Below are 18,013 nucleotides of genomic sequence, written 5' to 3'. Positions count from 1 at the left end.
TCCGCCCGGCGGCCCGGGCTCCGGCAGCCCGGCCGCGAGGATGCGGGCGCAGCCGGAGTCGGGCTGCGGGTGGTGATGCGAAAGCGGCAATCACTGTTGCTGTTTTCGGGGCGGCGCAGTGGAATGAGCGCGTGGACCAGTCATCTGCCGTGGCCAAGGCCCTCACCGAGGTCGGCCCCCGCCTCAAGCGGCTGCGCACCGGGCGGGGCATGACGCTGGCCGCGCTCGCCGAGGCCACGGGAATCTCCAGGAGCACGCTCTCCCGCCTGGAAGCCGGGCAGCGCCGTCCCGGCCTGGAGCTGCTGCTGCCCATCGCCCAGGCCCATCAGGTCCCCCTGGACGAACTGGTGGGTGCGCCCGAAGTGGGTGACCCCCGCATCCGTCTGAAGCCGACGCGCGTGCACGGCAGCACCGTGATTCCGCTGACCAGGCAGCCGGGGCCGCTCCAGCCGTACAAGCTGATCGTCCCCGCCGACAGGACGAGCCCGGATCCGTGCACGCACGAGGGGTACGAGTGGTTCTACGTGCTCGCCGGGCGTCTGCGTCTCGTTCTGGCCGGCAAGGACCTCGTCATGGGCCCCGGGGAGGCCGCCGAGTTCGACACGCGGCTGCCGCACTGGTTCGGCAGCGCGGGGGCGGGGCCCGTCGAGATCCTCAGCCTCTTCGGCCGCCAGGGCGAACGCATGCACGTACGCGCCGGACCGCGGGCCCGGGAGAAGCCCGACGGGTGAACGGCGGTGCGCGGCCGGTGCAGTGAAGGGGCGAGGCGTGCCGTACGCGGGCGAGGCCCCGCACGGACCTTTGTCCTCTACATGGGAAAAGTCGAAGCGATTCCTGCAGAACTTCTTCCCCGTTGCGCAGAGCGCTGGTACGTTCCCAGTCAATCCCGGACAGTGTCCGCGGCTTCGCGGCCCCGGGGGAGCAGCCAGCTCGCGTCCAGGCCGATGCCGCCGGACGTCGGTCAGGGGAGGGAGGTCCGCGGTGAGACGTATGACGGCGAGGCCCGCGAACGCCCACCAGGCGCGACTGCTCCGGCTGTTGCGGGACGGCGGCCCCAACTCCCGCGCGGAACTCGGCGATCAGGTCGACCTCTCCCGTTCCAAGCTCGCCGTCGAGATCGACCGGCTGCTGGAGACCGGCCTCGTCGTGGCCGACGGACTCGCCGCGTCACGCGGTGGCCGCCGCTCGCACAACGTGCGGCTCACGCCTCAACTCCGCTTCCTGGGCGTCGACATCGGAGCCACCTCCATCGATGTGGCCGTCACCAACCCCGAGTTGGAGATCCTCGGCCACCTCAATCAGCCCATGGACGTACGGGAAGGGCCCGTCGCCGTCTTCGACCAGGTGCTCGCCATGGTCGCCAAGCTCCGCGACTCGGGTGTCGCCGAGGGCTTCGACGGCGCCGGCATCGGCGTACCCGGGCCCGTGCGCTTCCCCGAGGGCGTCCCGGTCGCGCCGCCGATCATGCCCGGCTGGGACGGCTTCCCCGTACGGGAGGCGCTCAGCCAGGAACTCGGCTGCCCCGTCATGGTCGACAACGACGTGAACCTCATCGCGATGGGGGAGATGCAGGCCGGAGTCGCCCGCTCCGTACGGGACTTCTTCTGCGTGAAGATCGGTACCGGCATCGGCTGCGGCATCGTCGCCGGCGGCGAGGTGCACAGGGGCACGACCGGCAGCGCGGGCGACATCGGGCACATCCAGGTGGAGCCGGAGGGACGTCCGTGTCCCTGCGGCAACCGCGGCTGTCTGGAGGCCTACTTCGGCGGGTCCGCGCTCGCACGGGACGCCGAGACCGCCGCCCGCGACGGTCTCTCGGCCGAACTGGCCGCCCGTCTGGAGAGCGCCGGACGGCTGACGGCCGAGGACGTCGCCGCCGCCGCATCAGCCGGCGACGGCACCTCACTCGACCTCATCCGCGACGGCGGCACCCGCGTCGGCCAGGTCATCGCGGGGCTCGTCAGCTTCTTCAACCCCGGACTCGTGGTGATCGGCGGCGGTGTGACGGGCCTCGGCCACACTCTGCTCGCCAGCATCCGCACCCAGGTCTACCGCCAGTCGCTGCCCCTCGCGACCGGCAACCTCCCCATCGTCCTGGGCGAGTTGGGTCCCGCCGCCGGCGTGACGGGAGCCGCCCGCCTCATCAGCGACCACCTCTTCTCCCCGGCCTGACACGACCCGGCCGGGACACCTCCGCCCGGCCGTCCCCACCCCGGCTCCGGCCGTGGCACCCGGCGTGCCCGGCCCCGTAGCACAGCGCGTCGCACCGTCCCGCACCCTCGCTCTCGTCCGCGACCCCCGGTCAAGAAGCACGGCCACGAAGCACGGTCAAGAAGCACCGCCCAGGCACTGCCCGCTCGGAACCGCCGCACAGCAACCGCCGTACCGCCGCACAGCAACCGCCGTACCGCCGCTCGGTCCGCCTGCCCGCACGCACGGAGGCCCTCCATGGCTCCACCCGTCCGCCCCGCTCCCGCGGAACCACCCTCGTCACCGGACCGCCCGTCCCCTCTGCTCAGCATGGTCCGCATCACCAAGACCTTCCCCGGCGTACGGGCGCTGGACGGTGTCGACCTGGACGTCGAGGCCGGTGAAGTGCACTGCCTGCTGGGGCAGAACGGCGCGGGCAAGTCGACCCTCATCAAGGTCCTCGCCGGCGCGCACCAGCCCGACGAGGGCGAGATCCGCTGGCGGGCCCGTCCGGTGCGGCTGGACACCCCCGTCGCGGCCATGCGGCTGGGCGTCGCCACCATCTACCAGGAACTCGACCTGGTGGAGCACCTGTCGGTCACCGAGAACATCTTCCTCGGCAACGAGGTCGCCGTCCGCGGCTTCATCCGCGCCCGCGACGCCCGCAGCAGGGCCGCCGTACTGCTGCGGCGGCTCGGCCACCCCGAGATCGACCCGGACGTCGCCGTCGGCGCCCTCCCGGCCGCCGGCCAGCAGATCGTCTCCATGGCGCGGGCCCTCTCCCACGACGTGCGCCTCATCGTCATGGACGAACCCTCGGCCGCGCTCGACCCCGACGAGGTCGGCAACCTCTTCCGCATCGTCGAGGGCCTCACAGCGGACGGTGTCGCCGTCGTCTACATCTCGCACCGGCTGGAGGAGATCCGCCGCATCGGCGACCGCGTGTCCGTCCTCAAGGACGGCAGGGTCGCCGCCGGCGGTCTCCCGGCGCGTACGACTGCGACCCAGGACCTGGTCGCGCTGATGACGGGCCGGGACGTGCAGTACGCCTTCCCCGAACGCCCGGTCTCCACCGAGCCGTTGGAGGACCGCGTGCTGCACGCGGCACCGCCGCCGCCCGTTCTCTGCGCCGAAGGACTCGCGCGGAAGGGGGAGTTCGCGTCCCTGGACCTCGAACTCCGCCGCGGCGAGATCGTCGGCCTCGCCGGACTCGTGGGCTCCGGCCGGTCGGAGATCCTGGAGACTCTCTCCGGGGCCCGCCGCCCGACCGCGGGGCGCATCCTGGTCGAGGGGAAGCCGCTGCGACCCGGGAACGTCACCGCCGCCGTACGCGCCGGCATCGGTCTCGCACCCGAAGAGCGCAAGTCCCAGGCGCTGTTGATGCTGGAATCCGTCACCCGCAACGTCTCCGTCTCCGCGCTGCCCCGCTTCTCCCGCGGCGGCTGGCTCGACCGCGGGGCCGAACGGGCCGCCGCCCGCGCCCGCACCCGCGACCTCGCCCTCCACCCCGACGACCCCGACCGGCCTGTGCGCACGCTCTCCGGCGGCAACCAGCAGAAAGTCGTCCTCGCCCGCTGGCTGCTGCGCGACTGCAAGGTGCTCCTGCTGGACGAGCCGACGCGCGGCGTCGACGTCGGAGCACGGGCAGAGCTGTACTCCGTCATCCGCCGGCTCGCGGACTCCGGCGTCGCGATCCTCCTCGTCTCCAGCGAAGTGCCCGAAGTCCTCGGTCTCGCCGACCGGGTGCTGGTCCTGCGGGAGGGCCGCGTCGTGCACACCGCACCCGCCCGGGAGCTCGACGAGCACCGGGTGCTCGACCTCGTCATGGAAGGGAGCCCGTCGTGCTGAGCTCACCCGGTTCCGACGCGGTCAAGGAGTCCGCGCCGCCGCCGACCCCGCCGCAACCGGCGCGGCGGAGGATCAGCGCCCCGCGGATGGGACTGCGTCATCTGTCCCTGCTGGGGGTGCTCGCCGCGCTGGTGGTCGTCGGCGCGGTCACCAGGCCGGAGCAGTTCCTCACCGGCGACAACCTCCAGCTGATCCTCACCCAGTCCTCCGTCATCGGCGTGGTGACCGTCGGCGTCACCTTCGTCATCATCGGCGGCGGCATCGACCTGTCGGTCGGCGCGATCGTCGCGCTCGCCTCGGTGTGGGCGACGACGGTGGCCACGCAGGAGTACGGCCTCGGCGGCGTACTGCTGTGCGCGCTGTGCGTGGGGCTCGGCTGCGGACTCGTCAACGGCGTGCTCATCGCGTACGGCCCCATGGTCCCCTTCATCGCCACGCTCGCCATGCTCGCCTCGGCACGCGGCCTCGCCCTGCTGATCAGCGACGGCAAGACGCAGGTCGTCACGGTGGACTCCGTCCTCGACCTGGGGGTCTCCGACAGCTACGTGCTGGGCGTCCCGCCGCTGGTGCTGGTGTTCGCCGCCGTGGCGGTGCTCGGCTGGCTCGTGCTGGGACGCACGACGTTCGGACGCCGCACCGTGGCCGTCGGCGGCAACGCCGAGGCATCCCGGCTGGCGGGCATCGCGGTGCAGCGGCAGCGGCTGCTGCTGTACCTGCTGTCCGGACTGTGCTGCGGCATCGCCGCCTTCATGCTGATCGTCCTCACCGGGTCCGGTCAGAACACCAACGGCAACCTCTACGAGCTCGACGCCATCGCCGCCGCGATCATCGGCGGCACCCTGCTCAGCGGCGGCCGGGGCACCATCACCGGTTCCGTGCTGGGAGTCCTCGTCTTCACCACGATCACCAACCTGTTCGCTCTCAACAACCTCCAGAGCGACGTCCAGCAGATCGCCAAGGGGGCGATCATCGTCGCCGCAGTCCTGGTCCAGAAGGGTCGGAAGACGCAATGACCGAGATGTCCGACAGCCGGCACACACCCCGCCGTGAAAACTCCTCCTCCAACGCCGACTCGCCTGCCCCGGCGCCCACTTCACGCACCTCGCGCAGGAACATGCTGTTCGGCACGGCAGCCGCCGGCGCCGCCCTGTTCGGCGCGGGCTGCACCAGCAACAAGAGCAACGACGAGGCGGACGCCCAGGGCCAGGCCGACGTCGCCGACGACAAGCCCGGCAAGAAGGTCACCATCGGCTTCGCCGGGCCCCAGGCCGACCACGGCTGGCTGAACGCCATCAACGAACAGGCGAAGGCCCGGGCGAAGAAGTACAAGGACGTCACGCTGGAGGCCACCGAGGGCTCCAACGACAACGCCCAGCAGATCGGCCAGATCGAGACGCTGATCAACAAGAAGGTCGACGTCCTCGTCATCCTCCCCTCCGACGGCAAGGCGCTGACCCAGGTCGGCCTGAAGGCCATGCGCGCGGGCATCCCCGTGGTCAACCTCGACCGCGTCTTCGACTCCCAGCAGGCATACCGCTGCTGGGTCGGCGGCGACAACTACGGCATGGGCCTCAACGCCGGGCGCTACATCGGCGAGAAGCTGAAGGACAAGAAGAACGCCAAGGTCGTCGAACTCGCCGGCATCGACAACCTGGAGCTGACCCGGGAGCGTACGAAGGGCTTCGACGACGCGCTCAAGAACTACCCCAACATCGAGAAGGTCGCCCGCCAGGCCGCTGAGTTCACCGTCGAGTCCGGCCAGTCCAAGATGGCTCAACTGCTGCGCGCCGAGCCGAAGTTCGACGCCCTGTGGAACCACGACGACGACCAGGGCGTGGGCGCGGAACGCGCCATCGAGCAGGCCGGACGGGACGAGTTCCTGATGGTGGGCGGCGCCGGCTCACGCCGCGTCATGGACGCAATCAAGGCGGACGACGGCGTCATCAAGGCGACCGTCCTCTACCCGCCGACGATGGCCGCCTCCGCGATCGACCTCGCCCGCGCGCTCGGCCAGGGCAAGGGCGTCGGCGGCCTCGCCGAGTTCGAGATCCCCGCCTCCATCACTCTCTACTCGGCCGTGGTCACCAAGGAGAACGTCGACGAATACCTCCCGACCGGCTTCAAGTAGGCGCTGCCGCGCGCCGCCGCGCACCACGCCAGGCAGCCCCGCTCCCCACACCGCACATCCCGACAGGGAGGAGTCCCATGTCCGACGAGACCGTGCCCGCCCCCGCGCCCGGACGCCCCGAACAGCCCGGGTCGGCGCCACCGCTCGGTGTGGGAATGGTCGGCTACGCCTTCATGGGGGCCGCGCACTCGCAGGGCTGGCGCACCGTCGGACGGGTCTTCGACCTGCCGCTCGCCCCGGCCATGAGGGCGGTGTGCGGCCGGGACGCGGAAGCCGTACGGACGGCGGCGGGGCGGCTGGGCTGGGCCGCCGCCGAGACCGACTGGAGAAAGCTGGTCGCCCGCGACGACATCCACCTGGTCGACATCTGCACCCCCGGCGAGAGCCACGCCGAGATCGCCGTCGCCGCCCTGGAGGCGGGCAAGCACGTCCTGTGCGAGAAGCCGCTCGCCAACTCCGTCGCCGAGGCGGAGACGATGGCGGCGGCAGCCCAGGTGGCCCGCGCACGCGGCCAGTTGACGATGGTCGGCTTCAACTACCGCCGCACGCCCGCCCTCGCGCACGCCAAGCGCATGGTGGACGGGGGACGGCTGGGGGAGCTGCGGCACGTACGGGTCTCCTACCTCCAGGACTGGCTCGTCGACCCGGCCTTCCCGCTGGCGTGGCGGCTGCGCCGGGAGGCGGCCGGTTCGGGTGCGCTCGGCGACCTGGGGGCGCACGCCGTCGACATCGCACAGCACCTCGCCGGTTCCCCGCTCGCGGGTGTGTCCGCGCAGACGGAGACCTTCGTGACGGAGCGCCCGCTGCCCGGCGAGGCTCCGGACGGCGAACGGGGCCCCGTCACCGTCGACGACGCGGCCGTCTTCAACGGGCGCCTCGCGTCGGGCGCGCTGGCCTCGTTCGAGGTCAGCCGGGTCGCCGCCGGCCGCAAGAACGCACTGCGCGTCGAACTCAACGGCACACGCGGCTCCCTGGTCTTCGACCTGGAACGCCTCAACGAACTGCACTTCCACGACCACACCGACGCGGCCCAGGAGTCCGGCTTCCGCCGCATCCTGGTCACCGAGCCCGGCCACCCCTACCTGGAGGCGTGGTGGCCGCCGGGGCACGGACTGGGCTACGAGCACACCTTCGTCCACCAGGCCCGCGACCTCCTTTACGCCGTCGCCACGGGCACCGACCCCGAACCCTCCTTCGCCGACGGCCTCCAGGTGCAGCGGGTGCTGGCAGCCGTCGAGGAGAGCGCGTCGAAGAACAGCGCGTACACCGCCGTCGCCGGCTGAAGTCCCGGCCTGTCACCGCCAGTCAGCCGGTCCGACGCCGGCGAGAGACCAGGAGGCCCCGAACATGCCACGTCAGTTCACGCTCTTCACCGGCCAGTGGGCGGACCTGCCGCTGGAGGAAGTCTGCGCACTCGCCCGCGACTTCGGTTACGACGGTCTCGAACTCGCCTGCTGGGGCGACCACTTCGAGGTGGACCGCGCTCTGAACGAGAGCGGCTACGTGGAAGGCAGGCACGCCCTGCTGGAGAAGTACGGCCTGAAGTGCTGGGCGATCTCCAACCATCTGGTGGGTCAGGCCGTCTGCGACAACCCCATCGACGAGCGGCACCGGGGCATCCTGCCCGCCCGGATCTGGGGCGACGGCGAACCCGAGGGCGTACGGCAGCGCGCGGCCGCGGAGATGAAGGACACGGCCCGTGCTGCCGCGGCGCTGGGGGTGCGGACCGTCGTCGGCTTCACGGGCTCGTCCATCTGGCACCTGGTCGCGATGTTCCCGCCGGTGCCGCCGCACATGGTCGACCGCGGCTACGAGGACTTCGCCGAACGCTGGAACCCCGTCCTGGACGTGTTCGACGCGGAGGGCGTCCGGTTCGCCCACGAAGTGCACCCCAGCGAGATCGCGTACGACTACTGGACGACGCACCGGGCGCTGGAGGCCATCGGCCACCGCCCGGCCTTCGGCCTCAACTTCGACCCCAGCCACTTCGTCTGGCAGGACCTCGACCCCACCGGGTTCCTCTACGACTACCGCGACCGCATCTACCACGTCGACTGCAAGGAGGCCCGCACCCGGCTGGACGGCCGCAACGGGCGTCTCGGCTCCCACCTGCCGTGGGGCGATCCGCGGCGCGGCTGGGACTTCGTCTCGGCCGGACACGGCGACGTGGCCTGGGAGGACGTCTTCCGCATGCTCCACTCCATCGGCTACGACGGGCCGGTCTCCGTGGAGTGGGAGGACGCGGGCATGGACCGCCTGGCGGGTGCGCCGGAGGCGCTGCGACGGCTGAAGGCGTTCGACTACGACCCGCCGGCGTCGTCCTTCGACGCGGCCTTCAGCTCCTGACGGCCGCCGCGGCGGGGACGGACCGGCTCGACCGCGGCGGGGACGGATCCGAAGAGCGAATGCCGGTGCCACGCGCACATCGGCCGTGGCACCGGCGGTGAGCAGCACGCGGCAACGTCTTGCCCACTTTCCCTTGGGTCTGGGTTGGAGCCCGCAGTCGAAGGGACCCGGATTCATCAGTCCGGTGCCTCAATGATGCCATCTGAGCTGCTGGTTGGAAAAGTGGGACGGAGACGCGCGAAACAACGTCGTGCGACGTCGTGCGACGTCGTGACCAGGGAATTCGTGGGGCGGGTGGAGTCAGGTCTGCAACGACCGGGCCGGGATAAGGATGCGGAAATGCGGCCGGGAAGTCCTGGAGCGGGTTGAGCGCACCAAGTCGAGCTGTGAGTATCGGGGAATGTGCGGGAGGTGACGGCAATCACCTTCCAGCACTGGACAGTTGGAGCCCACACGGTGCGAAGGGACAACAGGGCCGTGACGAAATATTTCCGTTTCCCAGCTTCATGCGCGACGCCCAGGCGGCGCAAGTTCACCGCTGCGGAGGTCGTGCTCGTCGTCGTACTGATCATCGCGGTGATCGAGACGGACGATGCCGGTGCTGCAGCTCTGTCGGGCGCGGGGCTCCTGGTGGAGCTCTTCTATCTCGTAAGGAGGATCACTCAACAGGGATGCGCCACACCGGCTGCGGAGCCGCTCGGCTGAATCGGTGGGCCGCCGTGAAAAGCCAGTGGCGGCGTGCGGGAAAAGCCTAGAGGCCTTGGCGCTGTGGCTGCGTGCCCAGCGCCAGGGCGCTGGGCTGACCTACGAGCAGCTGGCCGAACGCACAGACCCCAGCGCCGACACACTCGCCCGGGCCGCGTCCGGCAGGAGTGTGCCCAAGCTGCGGGTCGTCATGGCCTTCGCCAAGGGGTGCGAAGCGGATTGCAAGAAGGCGGAGAGCCTCTGGGTCAGAGCCCGGTATGCCGAAGCACGGGCGAGCGAGAAGCGGATGCCGGTCCTCATTCCGTATGTCTCGGACTTCGCCAGCTTGCACTCGGCGATGCTGGATCTGCACCGGAGAGACGGAGCTCGACCTTACGCAGTGATCGAAAGTCGCATTCCGAACGGAAAACTCCCTCACACCACGCTTTGGCGAATCCTGCAACGAAATGCCGTCCCCACCCGTGAGCAAGTACTGGACTTCGCTCAGGCTTTCGACGTACAGGGCGGGGAACTTGAGGAATGGGGCCGCGCTTGGGACAGGGCGGACCGGGAGCGTCGGCTCCCTTCGGGCGCAGGGGGCCTAAGCCGCAGCGAGCAGTCTTCCCGCCCCCCTGTTGAGGACCAACATGTGGTGCAGGACGACCTCGCGGTCAAGGACGAGCCCGCCGTTGAGGACAAGCATGGCGTCAAGGACGAGCGTCGGGCCCAGCTCAGGGCAAAACGAGCTGAGGCCCGTCTCAGAGGTCTTTACGCATCGCACGAACGGCTGGCGAGACTTCTCGCACAAGTGCATCCAGACGAGACCTGTCTCAGGAAGCGCTATGCCGACGCGAAAGAGAGAGTGCGAGTCGAGTTGCGTCAGCAGCGTGCGAAGGCGATACGGACGAAGTGACTCCCCAGGGAGTCACGGGTCCGGGAACTGCTCGCAGCAGAATCTGAAGGAGGAGTGTCTTGATCCTCGCCACCCGTCGTCACACCATCGCGGCTGCGGCCTCCAGGGCGAGGTGCCAGGGATACGCCTTGGGGTCGCCCTGGCCCGGTGGGAGCGGCTGGAAGCCGCCCTCCCCGTACAGCACCCGGACGCCCGCGCCCCGCAGGGTACGGATGCTGCGCCCGAACTGGGGATGTGTGGCGTAGGCACTGTTGACGCTCGGCATCATCACCAGCGGCCACCGCTTCCCGACGGCCTCCACGATGTAGCCGGTGACGAAGTCCGAAGTGAGCCCGAGCGCGGCAGCGTTGACGGTGTTCAAGGTCGCGGGCGCGAGGACCGCCACGTCGGCCCGGGGCCACACCGCGACGTCCGAAGGCGTCCGCGCGGCGCTGCGCACGGGGTGGCCGGTCTGCCGCTCCAGTGCCGGCAGCTCGTCCTCCAGCCACTCGGCCGCTGTGCGCGTCAGCCCGACGCACACGCTCCAGCCGTCGGCCTGCGCACGGCGGACGACGTCCGCGATGTCGAGCACGGGCGGGGCGGCGGAGCCGAACAGGTACAGGACACGAGAGGTCATGGAACGGCATCCCACCACAGCGGCGGCCGGACCTGAGGGACCCTTCCGTGTCCGTTCCGCCGCGCGAACCCGCACGCTGCCTCGCGTGCCGTGCGCGGAGGACCGTACGTCGCGGTCGCCGGTACCGCCCCCTCGGCGACGACGAGACCCCCGTGGGGCGGGGGACGTGCACGCCCGGACCGTCAGGTGCCTGCCGTCGCTGAGGCCGCGCTCAGGGCTGCGGGGGCCTCGCTGGTGACGTCGTGCACCTTCGTCGAGGTCTCGTGCTTCATCGACCCCGAATGGCTCGCCACGGGGGAATTCCACTCTGGTCGTGGACCAGCACTCCGGCGGCGGTCGCCCGCCCGGGGCCCAGACGTGATCATGGCCTCATCGGACCTCCGTCCCCAGGAGGCGTCGGTCCCCGTGTGTACGGTGATGGGGACTGTCGAGACGTCGGGGGACGGGGAGTTGCACGAATGTCGGGGGAAGCGGCAGCGTCCGCGGACGGTCGCACAGAGCTGCACCAAGTGGCGGCGAAATTCGGGGAGTTCCGCCGACGCCCGGCCCTGGTGCCGAGGCCCGTCGGCGAGTTGACGTCCGCAGGAGCGGGTGGCCGGGACGGATCTGTCGCGGGGCGCGTCGCGTCCCCTGCGGTCGGAACGGCGGATCGGACGGGGGTGTCATGCTGACGGAAGGCTTCGCGGACCTCGATGCGGCACGGGAGCACGTGTCCGCCACGCTGGGGGAGTTCCGCAGATCCCTGCTGCTCGTGCCGATCCGGTACGGCGGCGTCCTCACCGGTGACCAGGGCGGTCTGCGGTGGATCTACGCGTTCACGGGCACGGACACGCTGACGGCTTTCGCGCGGGGCCGGGGTGAAGGCGGCGAGTGGGAGTTCCGGCAGGTCTACGGGGCCCGGCTGCTGGACGAGACCCTGGCGGAGGTCGGCGTGCCGTGCGGGATCGCGGTCGACGTGGGCAGTGAAGAGGCGTTCCTGCTGCCGCCGGTGAAGGGGATCGTGCCGGACGAGGTGGCCGTGGACGAGGAGCCGGAGGGGGAGACGGCATGAGCGGTGGTTACAAGTTCGACCCGCAGGCGGCGAAGCAGGTCGAGCAGGGTCTGAGGGCGGCGACGGCGGAGCTGGAGGACACCGGCTTCTTCTCGATCAACGCGCAGCAGGGGCAGGGGTTCCAGTTCCTGCAGATGTCCGGCATGGAGATGGGCAACGGTGAACTCGCCTCCGTCTTCGGGCAGTTCTGCGGCCGGTGGGGGATGGCGATCAACGGGAAGATGCAGGACCTGAACGACATCGCGGAGCGGCTCGGGCTGTCGGCGGGGCTTTACCACCAGCAGGAGCAGTACGTGAACGACACCCTCAAGGAGGTCGTCGTCACGTCCAGTTCGTACAACCCGCAGCAGGGCGTCGCGGAGGGGGACAAGGCGGGGGAGAAGTCCTGGGGCGAGGTGTGGGGCGATGTGAAGCCGCGCGCACCGGAGTTCGACGCCTCCACGCCGGATCTGGGCGAGATGGGCGACCAGTGGGGCCAGGTGGGCGACGACTTCGGCAACTCCCCGTGGCAGGACGTGGCCGGTCCGGACCGGTGGGACGACTCGGACTGGCAGTGGGACGGGCCGCCTGAGCAGGGGCAGGGCGGTCAGGGGAACGACAGGGGCGACGGGGGGAACTGACCGTGGGACTGGGGGAGGCGTTCGACAACCCGATCGGCGCGGTGCAGGACGGCCTGGAGAAGGTCGGCGACGGAGTCGAGTGGGCGGGCGGCAAGGCCGCCGACGGCCTCGACGAGATCGGTCTGGAAGGCGCCGCCGAGGGCGTACGGGACGCGGGCGAGTGGACGGCGGACAAGCTCGGTGCCGACGTCGCCGAACGGCAGCTGGGCGAGACGGAGGACCCGAAGGAGATCATCCACGGCGACGTGGAGAAGCTGACCGAACGGGCCGAGCATCTGCGGGACTTCTTCAAGGCGTTCGACAAGCTCGGCTCCGGGCTGAAGCGCCTGGACGTGCACGGGTGGGAGGGCGAGGCCGGGGAGGCGTTCCGGTCCGAGTTCGAGCCGCAGCCGAAGTTCTGGATCCAGGCGGCGGACGCCTGCGAGTCCGCCGCGAAGCAGATCGTCCAGTACGCGTCCACCGTGGAGTGGGCACAGGGGGAGGCCAAGGAGGCCGTCGCCCTGTACAAGAAGTCGAAGGCCGCCTCCGACAAGGCGGTCGACGACTACAACGCGAAGGCCGACGACTGGAACCGGAAGAACGAGTCCGGAGGTGACCCGGGTCCGAAGCCGCCACCTTTCCAGGACCCGGGCAAGGCCGGGCTGGAGCGGGCGCAGCACATGGTCCGCGAGGCGCGCAGCCAGCGCGACGACGCCGCACGCCGTGCGAAGGACACCATGCGGGGGCTGGTGGAGCAGGCTCCGGAACTGCCCGGGGCCTGGGAGACCGTGAAGATGGCCGGCCGGGACATGTTCGAGGGCATGGCCCTGAACAGCATGCACATCGCGGGCGGTGCGCTGAAGGGCGTCGGTGAACTGGTCGGCCTCGCACGGATGTTGAATCCGACCGACCCGTACAACATGACGCATCCGGGCCAGTACGCGCAGAACATGAACGGCGTCGTCACCGGCCTGGCCTCCACCGTTGCCCATCCCGAACGCCTCGTCGGCATCGTGAAGAACCAGAACTGGCGCGACCCCGGCGAGGCTTTCGGGAAGCTCCTCGTCGACCTCGCCGGCGGAAAGGGCGCGGGCGGAGCCGCCAAGGGCGGACTCAAGGGTGCGCTGAAGCACGGCGTCAAGGAGGGCGCGGAGCAGGGCGCGCGGAAGACGGTCAAGGAGCGACTGGGCGATCTGGCCCGTGACTTGAAATGCAAGGTCCTGCGCAACGAACCGGTGGACATGGCCACGGGACGCATGGTTCTCCAGGAGACCGACGTCGCGCTGCCCGGTTCCTTCCCGCTCGCTCTTGCCCGCACCTTCGAATCCGCCTACCGCCTCGGCGGCTGGTTCGGTCCCGCCTGGGCCTCGACGCTCGACGAGCGGCTGGAGGTCGATGCCGAGGGCGTCGTCTACGTCACCGCCGACGGCAGCGTCCGTCCCTACCCGCACCCCGCCCCCGGCGTTCCCGTCCTCCCCGAGGAGGGCCTGCCCTGGCCGCTGGACCGCCGGACCGACGGCTCGTACACCCTCACCGATCCGGTCGGCGGCCTCACGCGCACCTTCGCCGCCCCCGAAGACGCACCGCCCGGCGGGGACGGCGTCGCACGCATCGCCGCGCTCGGCGAAGAGACCGGCGGATGGGCGTCGTTCGAGTGGGACGACGAGACCGGTGCGCCGCTGTCCGTCAGCCACTCCGGCGGCTACGAGCTGAAGTTCGAGTGCCAGGGCGGTCGGGTGCGGGCCCTGTCCCTGGCGGGCGGGGCGCCGGACGGCACGGACCAGCCGCTGAAGTCGTACGGCTACGACGAGGCGGGTCACCTCACCGCCGTCACCGACTCCACAGGGGCGACGCTCCGGTACGGCGTCGACGAACGCGGCCGCATCGTCTCCTGGACCGACAGCAACGACCGTTCCTTCTCCTACACCTACGACGACGAGGACCGCTGCGTCTTCCACACGGGCGAGGCGGGTCATCTCCGCACGACCTTCGAGTACGGCCTGCCTTCCGAGACTCCCGGCCACACCCTCACCCGCGTCACCGACTCCCTCGGCCACACCAAGCGCTATCTGGTCGACAGCAAGCTGAGGATCGTCGCGGAGACGGACGCCAACGGGCACACCACGCACACCACTTACGACGTCCAGCACCGCCCGCTCACAGTCACCGACCATCTCGGCGGCACCGTCCGGTACACCTACGACGACGCGGGGCGCCCGCTGCGCGTCGTGCTGCCGGACGGCGGCGAGGTCGCCGTCGAGTACGACGAGGACGGCCGTCCGGTCCGCAGGACGGCCGTGGACGGCGCCGAGTGGCGGTACGCCCGCGACGAGCGCGGCCTCCTCACCGCCGTCACCGACCCGGCCGGTTCGACGACGGCGTACGGCTACGACGCGCGCGGCCATCTCGCTTCCGTCATGGACCCGTTGGGTGCGACCAGTGCCGTCCGCTGCGACAGGGCCGGGCTGCCGCTGGCTGTCACCGACCCGCTCGGCGGCACCACGGCGTACGTCCGCGACGCCTTCGGCCGTCCCGTCACGGTCACCGACCCGTCGGGCGCCGTCACACGGCTGGAGTGGACTCCGGAGGGCCGTCTCGTACGCCGCGTCGACCCGGGCGGCGAAGTGCACACCTGGACCTACGACGGTGAGGGCAACTGCCTCACCCACACCGACGCTGCCGGAGGCGAAACCCGCTACGAGTACACGCACTTCGACCTGCGGACGGCCCAGACCGGACCCGACGGCGTCCGCCACACCTTCGCCTACGACACAGAGCTGCGGCTGGTGCAGGTCGCCAACCCCCAGGGGCTGACCTGGAGTTACACGTACGACCCCGCGGGCCGGCTGATATCCGAGACCGACTTCGACGACCGCACCCTGCAGTACGGCCACGACGCCGCCGGCGGACTCGCCTTCCGCACCAATCCGGCGGGCCAGACGATCAGCTTCACCCGTGACGCCATGGGCCGCGTCACGAGGAAGAACGCCGACGGCGACGCGACCGACTACACCTACGACGCGGCCGGGCGTCTGATATCCGCCCACGGGCCCGACGCGGACCTGCTCTGCCGCCGGGACAAGCTCGGACGCGTCAAGGACGAAGCCGTCAACGGCCGTGTCCTGACCCACGATTACGACCCGCTCGGCCGCCGCACCCGACGCGTCACCCCCGCCGGAACCGTCACCACGTACACGTACGACGCGGCCGGCAACCGCACCTCACTCACCACGAACGGCCACACGCTCACCTTCGGCCACGACGAGTCCGGACGCGAGACAAGCCGCAGCTTCGGCGAGGCCGACCTCACCTTCACCAGCCTCTGGGACCCGGCGGGACGCCTGGCGTCCCAGACCATCGCCGGTCCGTCGGCGGGCACGGTGCAGCGGCGGACGTACCGCTACCGCGCGGACAGCCATCTGGTCGGCGTCGAGGACCAGTTGAACGGCTCCCAGCTCTACGACCTGGACCGCGCAGGACGTGTCACCGCTGTCCGCGCCGAGAACTGGTCGGAGACGTACGCGTACGACGAGGCCGGCAACCAGACGTCCGCCGACTGGCCCGCGCAGCATGCCGGTTCGGACGCCCGCGGCGAGCGGAGTTACAGCGGGACGAAGCTGCTGACGGCCGGGTCGATCCGCTACGAGTACGACGACGCGGGTCGTGCGGTGCTGCGGCAGAAGTCGCGGCTGTCGAAGAAGCCGGACACGTGGCGGTACGTCTGGGACGGTGAGGACCGTCTGACGTCGGTGGTGACGCCGGACGGGGTGCGCTGGCGGTATCTGTACGACCCGCTGGGGCGGCGGATCGCCAAGCAGCGGCTCGGCGAGGACGGTCAACAGGTCCTGGAGCAGGTGGACTTCACCTGGGACGGTCCGACGCTGATCGAGCAGACGACGAGCGCTCCGAACCTGCCGGACCCGGTGACGTTGACGTGGGATCACGACGGGTTGCGGCCGTTGACGCAGACCGAGCGGATCACGGACGAGACGACGCAGGCGGAGATCGACTCACGTTTCTTCGCGATCGCCACGGACCTGGTGGGTGCGCCGACGGAGTTGCTGGACGAGAGCGGCGGTATCGCCTGGCGCACCCGCAGCACCCTGTGGGGGACGACGACGTGGAACGCGGACGCGACGGCGTATACGCCGCTGCGTTTCCCCGGCCAGTACGCGGACCCGGAGACGGGCCTGCACTACAACTTCCACCGCCACTACGACCCCACGACGGCCCGCTACCTCTCCCAGGACCCCCTCGGCCTCGACCCTGCCCCGAACCCGGTCACGTACGTCCACAACCCCCACACGTGGGCGGACCCACTGGGGCTTAAGTGTGAGCCGGCTGGCAGTGGCAACACTGATCTTCCTGAGGGGTATACACCTTCCCCAGCACTCAAGGGCGACCCCTACCACCCCGACTCGGTGGCTGAGCGCAGTCGACAAAATCGAGAAACGTACGGACCGACCGTGGCCGATCGGGCGGCGGAGCTCGGATATGACAGAAGAATTCCCGCACACAGAGCGCCGTTCAACTCCCACGGACAGGTTGTATTTCATAACGGCAGGAACTACATCACGCCAGATGTCGACGGGCATAATGTTTCGGAAGGCTGGAAGATGTTCAACCGCAGGGGACAACGGATCGGAACCTATGACAGTGATCTCAACTATGTCAAAGAATAATGACTTCTCGATCGAGGTGCTCGACGAGCTTGCTTCAGAGAATCAGCTTGCGTCGCGCTCTCAGGCTGTCGGCAGGATTAAGGTCGGCGGCTTCATGGAGACCTTTCTAATGGAACTGAGCTTTTGGTCAGTGAATGAATACCGTAGGAGCTGGCGGCGGGCGCTGACTGCACTCGAACAAGCCGAGACGACGACTTCCTGTCTTATCTCCTCCATTACTGACCCAGTGCACAGCAACTTTATTTCGTGTTGGCCAATGTACCGGGAAGTGGATGCGGTCTATGTGCAGAATTCGATCATCTTCCTGGACGAACTTGATGAAGCGTTCGATCCGCAAGAGCCCTGGCGGTACGTGCAGCCGCGCTGCTCGGTCGACGAGGACGGGAATCGCGTTTCCGAGTGGGTGACGAGCATGTCCCGGGTGCGTCTGTTCCGCGAGTCTGTCCAGAACACCTGAATAAGTATCAGCTCGACCTTGATTCTCTGTAATGGGTCGTCTTTGTGAAGGTCAGAGTGTGGACTCGTCGACATAGTCGATGATGAGGAGCGTTGCAGGTGAAGTCGAGCGGTTTTGAACGGTATTGACAGGAGCGCATTCGAGGTGGATGTCGAGCAATTGATGGAGAGGCTCGGCCGGGCAGGCGTAACGGTGATCCTTAAGGTTGATGATGAGAGGATGCGGGAATGCGGTAGTCCCCGGACTCTCGTGCTGTCCGGGCCCGGGTTGGGAGGCCGAGCGCATATACGGACGGAAGCTGCGACTCTAAGGGAGTGTCTCCTGCAGGGAGTCACGCGACTGCGGCAGTGTCCTGGCCACTGGGATTGGCTGCCAGGCTCTCCCGGTGGCATACGCGGAATTTGAGGTGATGTCGCGAGTCTCCATCGTGTCGCCGGCAGCACAGCTGCATCTAAAAAAGGGGGGGCCAGTGAAGTCTCACCTTCGTTCCGTGCGGTGA

Annotated in this window: 14 protein-coding genes; 13 read left to right on the top strand and 1 reads right to left on the bottom strand. The window is 69.6% G+C overall.

Annotated elements, in window-relative coordinates; translation table 11 throughout:
* Positions 1 to 131 precede the first annotated feature (131 nt).
* From ACFPA8_RS18795 to ACFPA8_RS18755, 9 genes are all read left to right on the top strand, one after another.
* A complete protein-coding gene (locus ACFPA8_RS18795) occupies positions 132 to 731 on the top strand; it encodes a helix-turn-helix domain-containing protein (RefSeq protein WP_386449966.1) in 600 nt (199 codons plus the stop codon).
* 259 nt (positions 732 to 990) lie between these two features.
* A complete protein-coding gene (locus ACFPA8_RS18790; protein ID WP_386450455.1) occupies positions 991 to 2,172 on the top strand; it encodes an ROK family transcriptional regulator in 1,182 nt (393 codons plus the stop codon).
* A 348-nt stretch (positions 2,173 to 2,520) separates the two neighbouring features.
* Positions 2,521 to 4,038 (top strand): sugar ABC transporter ATP-binding protein, encoded by a 1,518-nt coding sequence (locus ACFPA8_RS18785; protein WP_386450454.1) that lies wholly within the window; start codon positions 2,521 to 2,523, stop codon positions 4,036 to 4,038.
* Positions 4,032 to 5,051: an ABC transporter permease gene (locus ACFPA8_RS18780; protein WP_386449964.1), complete on the top strand. Its 1,020-nt coding sequence runs from the start codon at positions 4,032 to 4,034 to the stop codon at positions 5,049 to 5,051. Before ACFPA8_RS18785 ends, ACFPA8_RS18780 begins: the two co-directional genes overlap by 7 nt.
* Before the next feature lie 101 nt (positions 5,052 to 5,152).
* Positions 5,153 to 6,166 (top strand): substrate-binding domain-containing protein, encoded by a 1,014-nt coding sequence (locus tag ACFPA8_RS18775; RefSeq protein WP_386450452.1) that lies wholly within the window; start codon positions 5,153 to 5,155, stop codon positions 6,164 to 6,166.
* A 77-nt stretch (positions 6,167 to 6,243) separates the two neighbouring features.
* Entirely contained in the window at positions 6,244 to 7,449 is a 1,206-nt protein-coding gene (locus ACFPA8_RS18770) for a Gfo/Idh/MocA family protein (protein ID WP_386449962.1), read from the top strand.
* Positions 7,450 to 7,513: 64 nt separating this feature from the next.
* Positions 7,514 to 8,512, top strand: coding sequence for a sugar phosphate isomerase/epimerase family protein (locus ACFPA8_RS18765; RefSeq protein WP_386449961.1), 999 nt, complete (start codon positions 7,514 to 7,516; stop codon positions 8,510 to 8,512).
* Between the two features lie 477 nt (positions 8,513 to 8,989).
* A complete protein-coding gene (locus ACFPA8_RS18760; protein ID WP_386449959.1) occupies positions 8,990 to 9,217 on the top strand; it encodes a hypothetical protein in 228 nt (75 codons plus the stop codon).
* 55 nt (positions 9,218 to 9,272) lie between these two features.
* Complete coding sequence (locus ACFPA8_RS18755; RefSeq protein ID WP_386449957.1) at positions 9,273 to 10,109, top strand: helix-turn-helix domain-containing protein; 837 nt, start codon at positions 9,273 to 9,275, stop codon at positions 10,107 to 10,109.
* A gap of 79 nt (positions 10,110 to 10,188) precedes the next feature.
* On the opposite strand, the gene ACFPA8_RS18750 is transcribed toward ACFPA8_RS18755, so the two are convergent.
* On the bottom strand, positions 10,189 to 10,725 hold the full coding sequence (locus tag ACFPA8_RS18750; protein WP_386449955.1) for a flavoprotein: 537 nt from the start codon (positions 10,723 to 10,725) through the stop codon (positions 10,189 to 10,191).
* Positions 10,726 to 11,389: 664 nt separating this feature from the next.
* On the opposite strand from ACFPA8_RS18750, the gene ACFPA8_RS18745 reads away from it, so the two are divergent.
* The 4 genes from ACFPA8_RS18745 to ACFPA8_RS18730 are packed head-to-tail and all read left to right on the top strand — an operon-like array spanning position 11,390 to position 17,514.
* Positions 11,390 to 11,776, top strand: a complete 387-nt coding sequence (locus tag ACFPA8_RS18745; RefSeq protein ID WP_386449953.1) for an SseB family protein — start codon at positions 11,390 to 11,392, stop codon at positions 11,774 to 11,776.
* On the top strand, positions 11,773 to 12,396 hold the full coding sequence (locus ACFPA8_RS18740; RefSeq protein ID WP_386449951.1) for a hypothetical protein: 624 nt from the start codon (positions 11,773 to 11,775) through the stop codon (positions 12,394 to 12,396). The genes ACFPA8_RS18745 and ACFPA8_RS18740 overlap by 4 nt, the downstream gene beginning before the upstream one ends.
* A gap of 2 nt (positions 12,397 to 12,398) precedes the next feature.
* Positions 12,399 to 17,057, top strand: a complete 4,659-nt coding sequence (locus ACFPA8_RS18735) for a putative T7SS-secreted protein (protein ID WP_386449949.1) — start codon at positions 12,399 to 12,401, stop codon at positions 17,055 to 17,057.
* The gene (locus tag ACFPA8_RS18730; RefSeq protein WP_386449947.1) at positions 17,026 to 17,514 is read left to right on the top strand and encodes a hypothetical protein; all 489 of its coding nucleotides are present in this window, start codon (positions 17,026 to 17,028) and stop codon (positions 17,512 to 17,514) included. The genes ACFPA8_RS18735 and ACFPA8_RS18730 overlap by 32 nt, the downstream gene beginning before the upstream one ends.
* The last annotated feature ends 499 nt before the right edge of the window (positions 17,515 to 18,013 follow it).

Origin of the sequence: Streptomyces ovatisporus, assembly GCF_042653885.1 — a bacterium.
GTDB lineage: Bacteria > Actinomycetota > Actinomycetes > Streptomycetales > Streptomycetaceae > Streptomyces > Streptomyces ovatisporus.
Note: the sequence above shows the minus strand (reverse complement) of the source record. Positions and strands in the feature narration are given on the sequence as shown.

Coding starts and splice junctions, on each gene's coding strand:
- ACFPA8_RS18790 (WP_386450455.1), top strand. CDS start 991: ATGACGGCGAGGCCCGCGAACGCCCACCAGGCGCGACTGCTCCGGCTG.
- ACFPA8_RS18785 (WP_386450454.1), top strand. CDS start 2,521: ATGGTCCGCATCACCAAGACCTTCCCCGGCGTACGGGCGCTGGACGGT.
- ACFPA8_RS18775 (WP_386450452.1), top strand. CDS start 5,153: ATGCTGTTCGGCACGGCAGCCGCCGGCGCCGCCCTGTTCGGCGCGGGC.
- ACFPA8_RS18770 (WP_386449962.1), top strand. CDS start 6,244: ATGTCCGACGAGACCGTGCCCGCCCCCGCGCCCGGACGCCCCGAACAG.
- ACFPA8_RS18765 (WP_386449961.1), top strand. CDS start 7,514: ATGCCACGTCAGTTCACGCTCTTCACCGGCCAGTGGGCGGACCTGCCG.
- ACFPA8_RS18750 (WP_386449955.1), bottom strand. CDS start 10,725: ATGACCTCTCGTGTCCTGTACCTGTTCGGCTCCGCCGCCCCGCCCGTG.
- ACFPA8_RS18745 (WP_386449953.1), top strand. CDS start 11,390: ATGCTGACGGAAGGCTTCGCGGACCTCGATGCGGCACGGGAGCACGTG.
- ACFPA8_RS18740 (WP_386449951.1), top strand. CDS start 11,773: ATGAGCGGTGGTTACAAGTTCGACCCGCAGGCGGCGAAGCAGGTCGAG.
- ACFPA8_RS18730 (WP_386449947.1), top strand. CDS start 17,026: ATGACAGTGATCTCAACTATGTCAAAGAATAATGACTTCTCGATCGAG.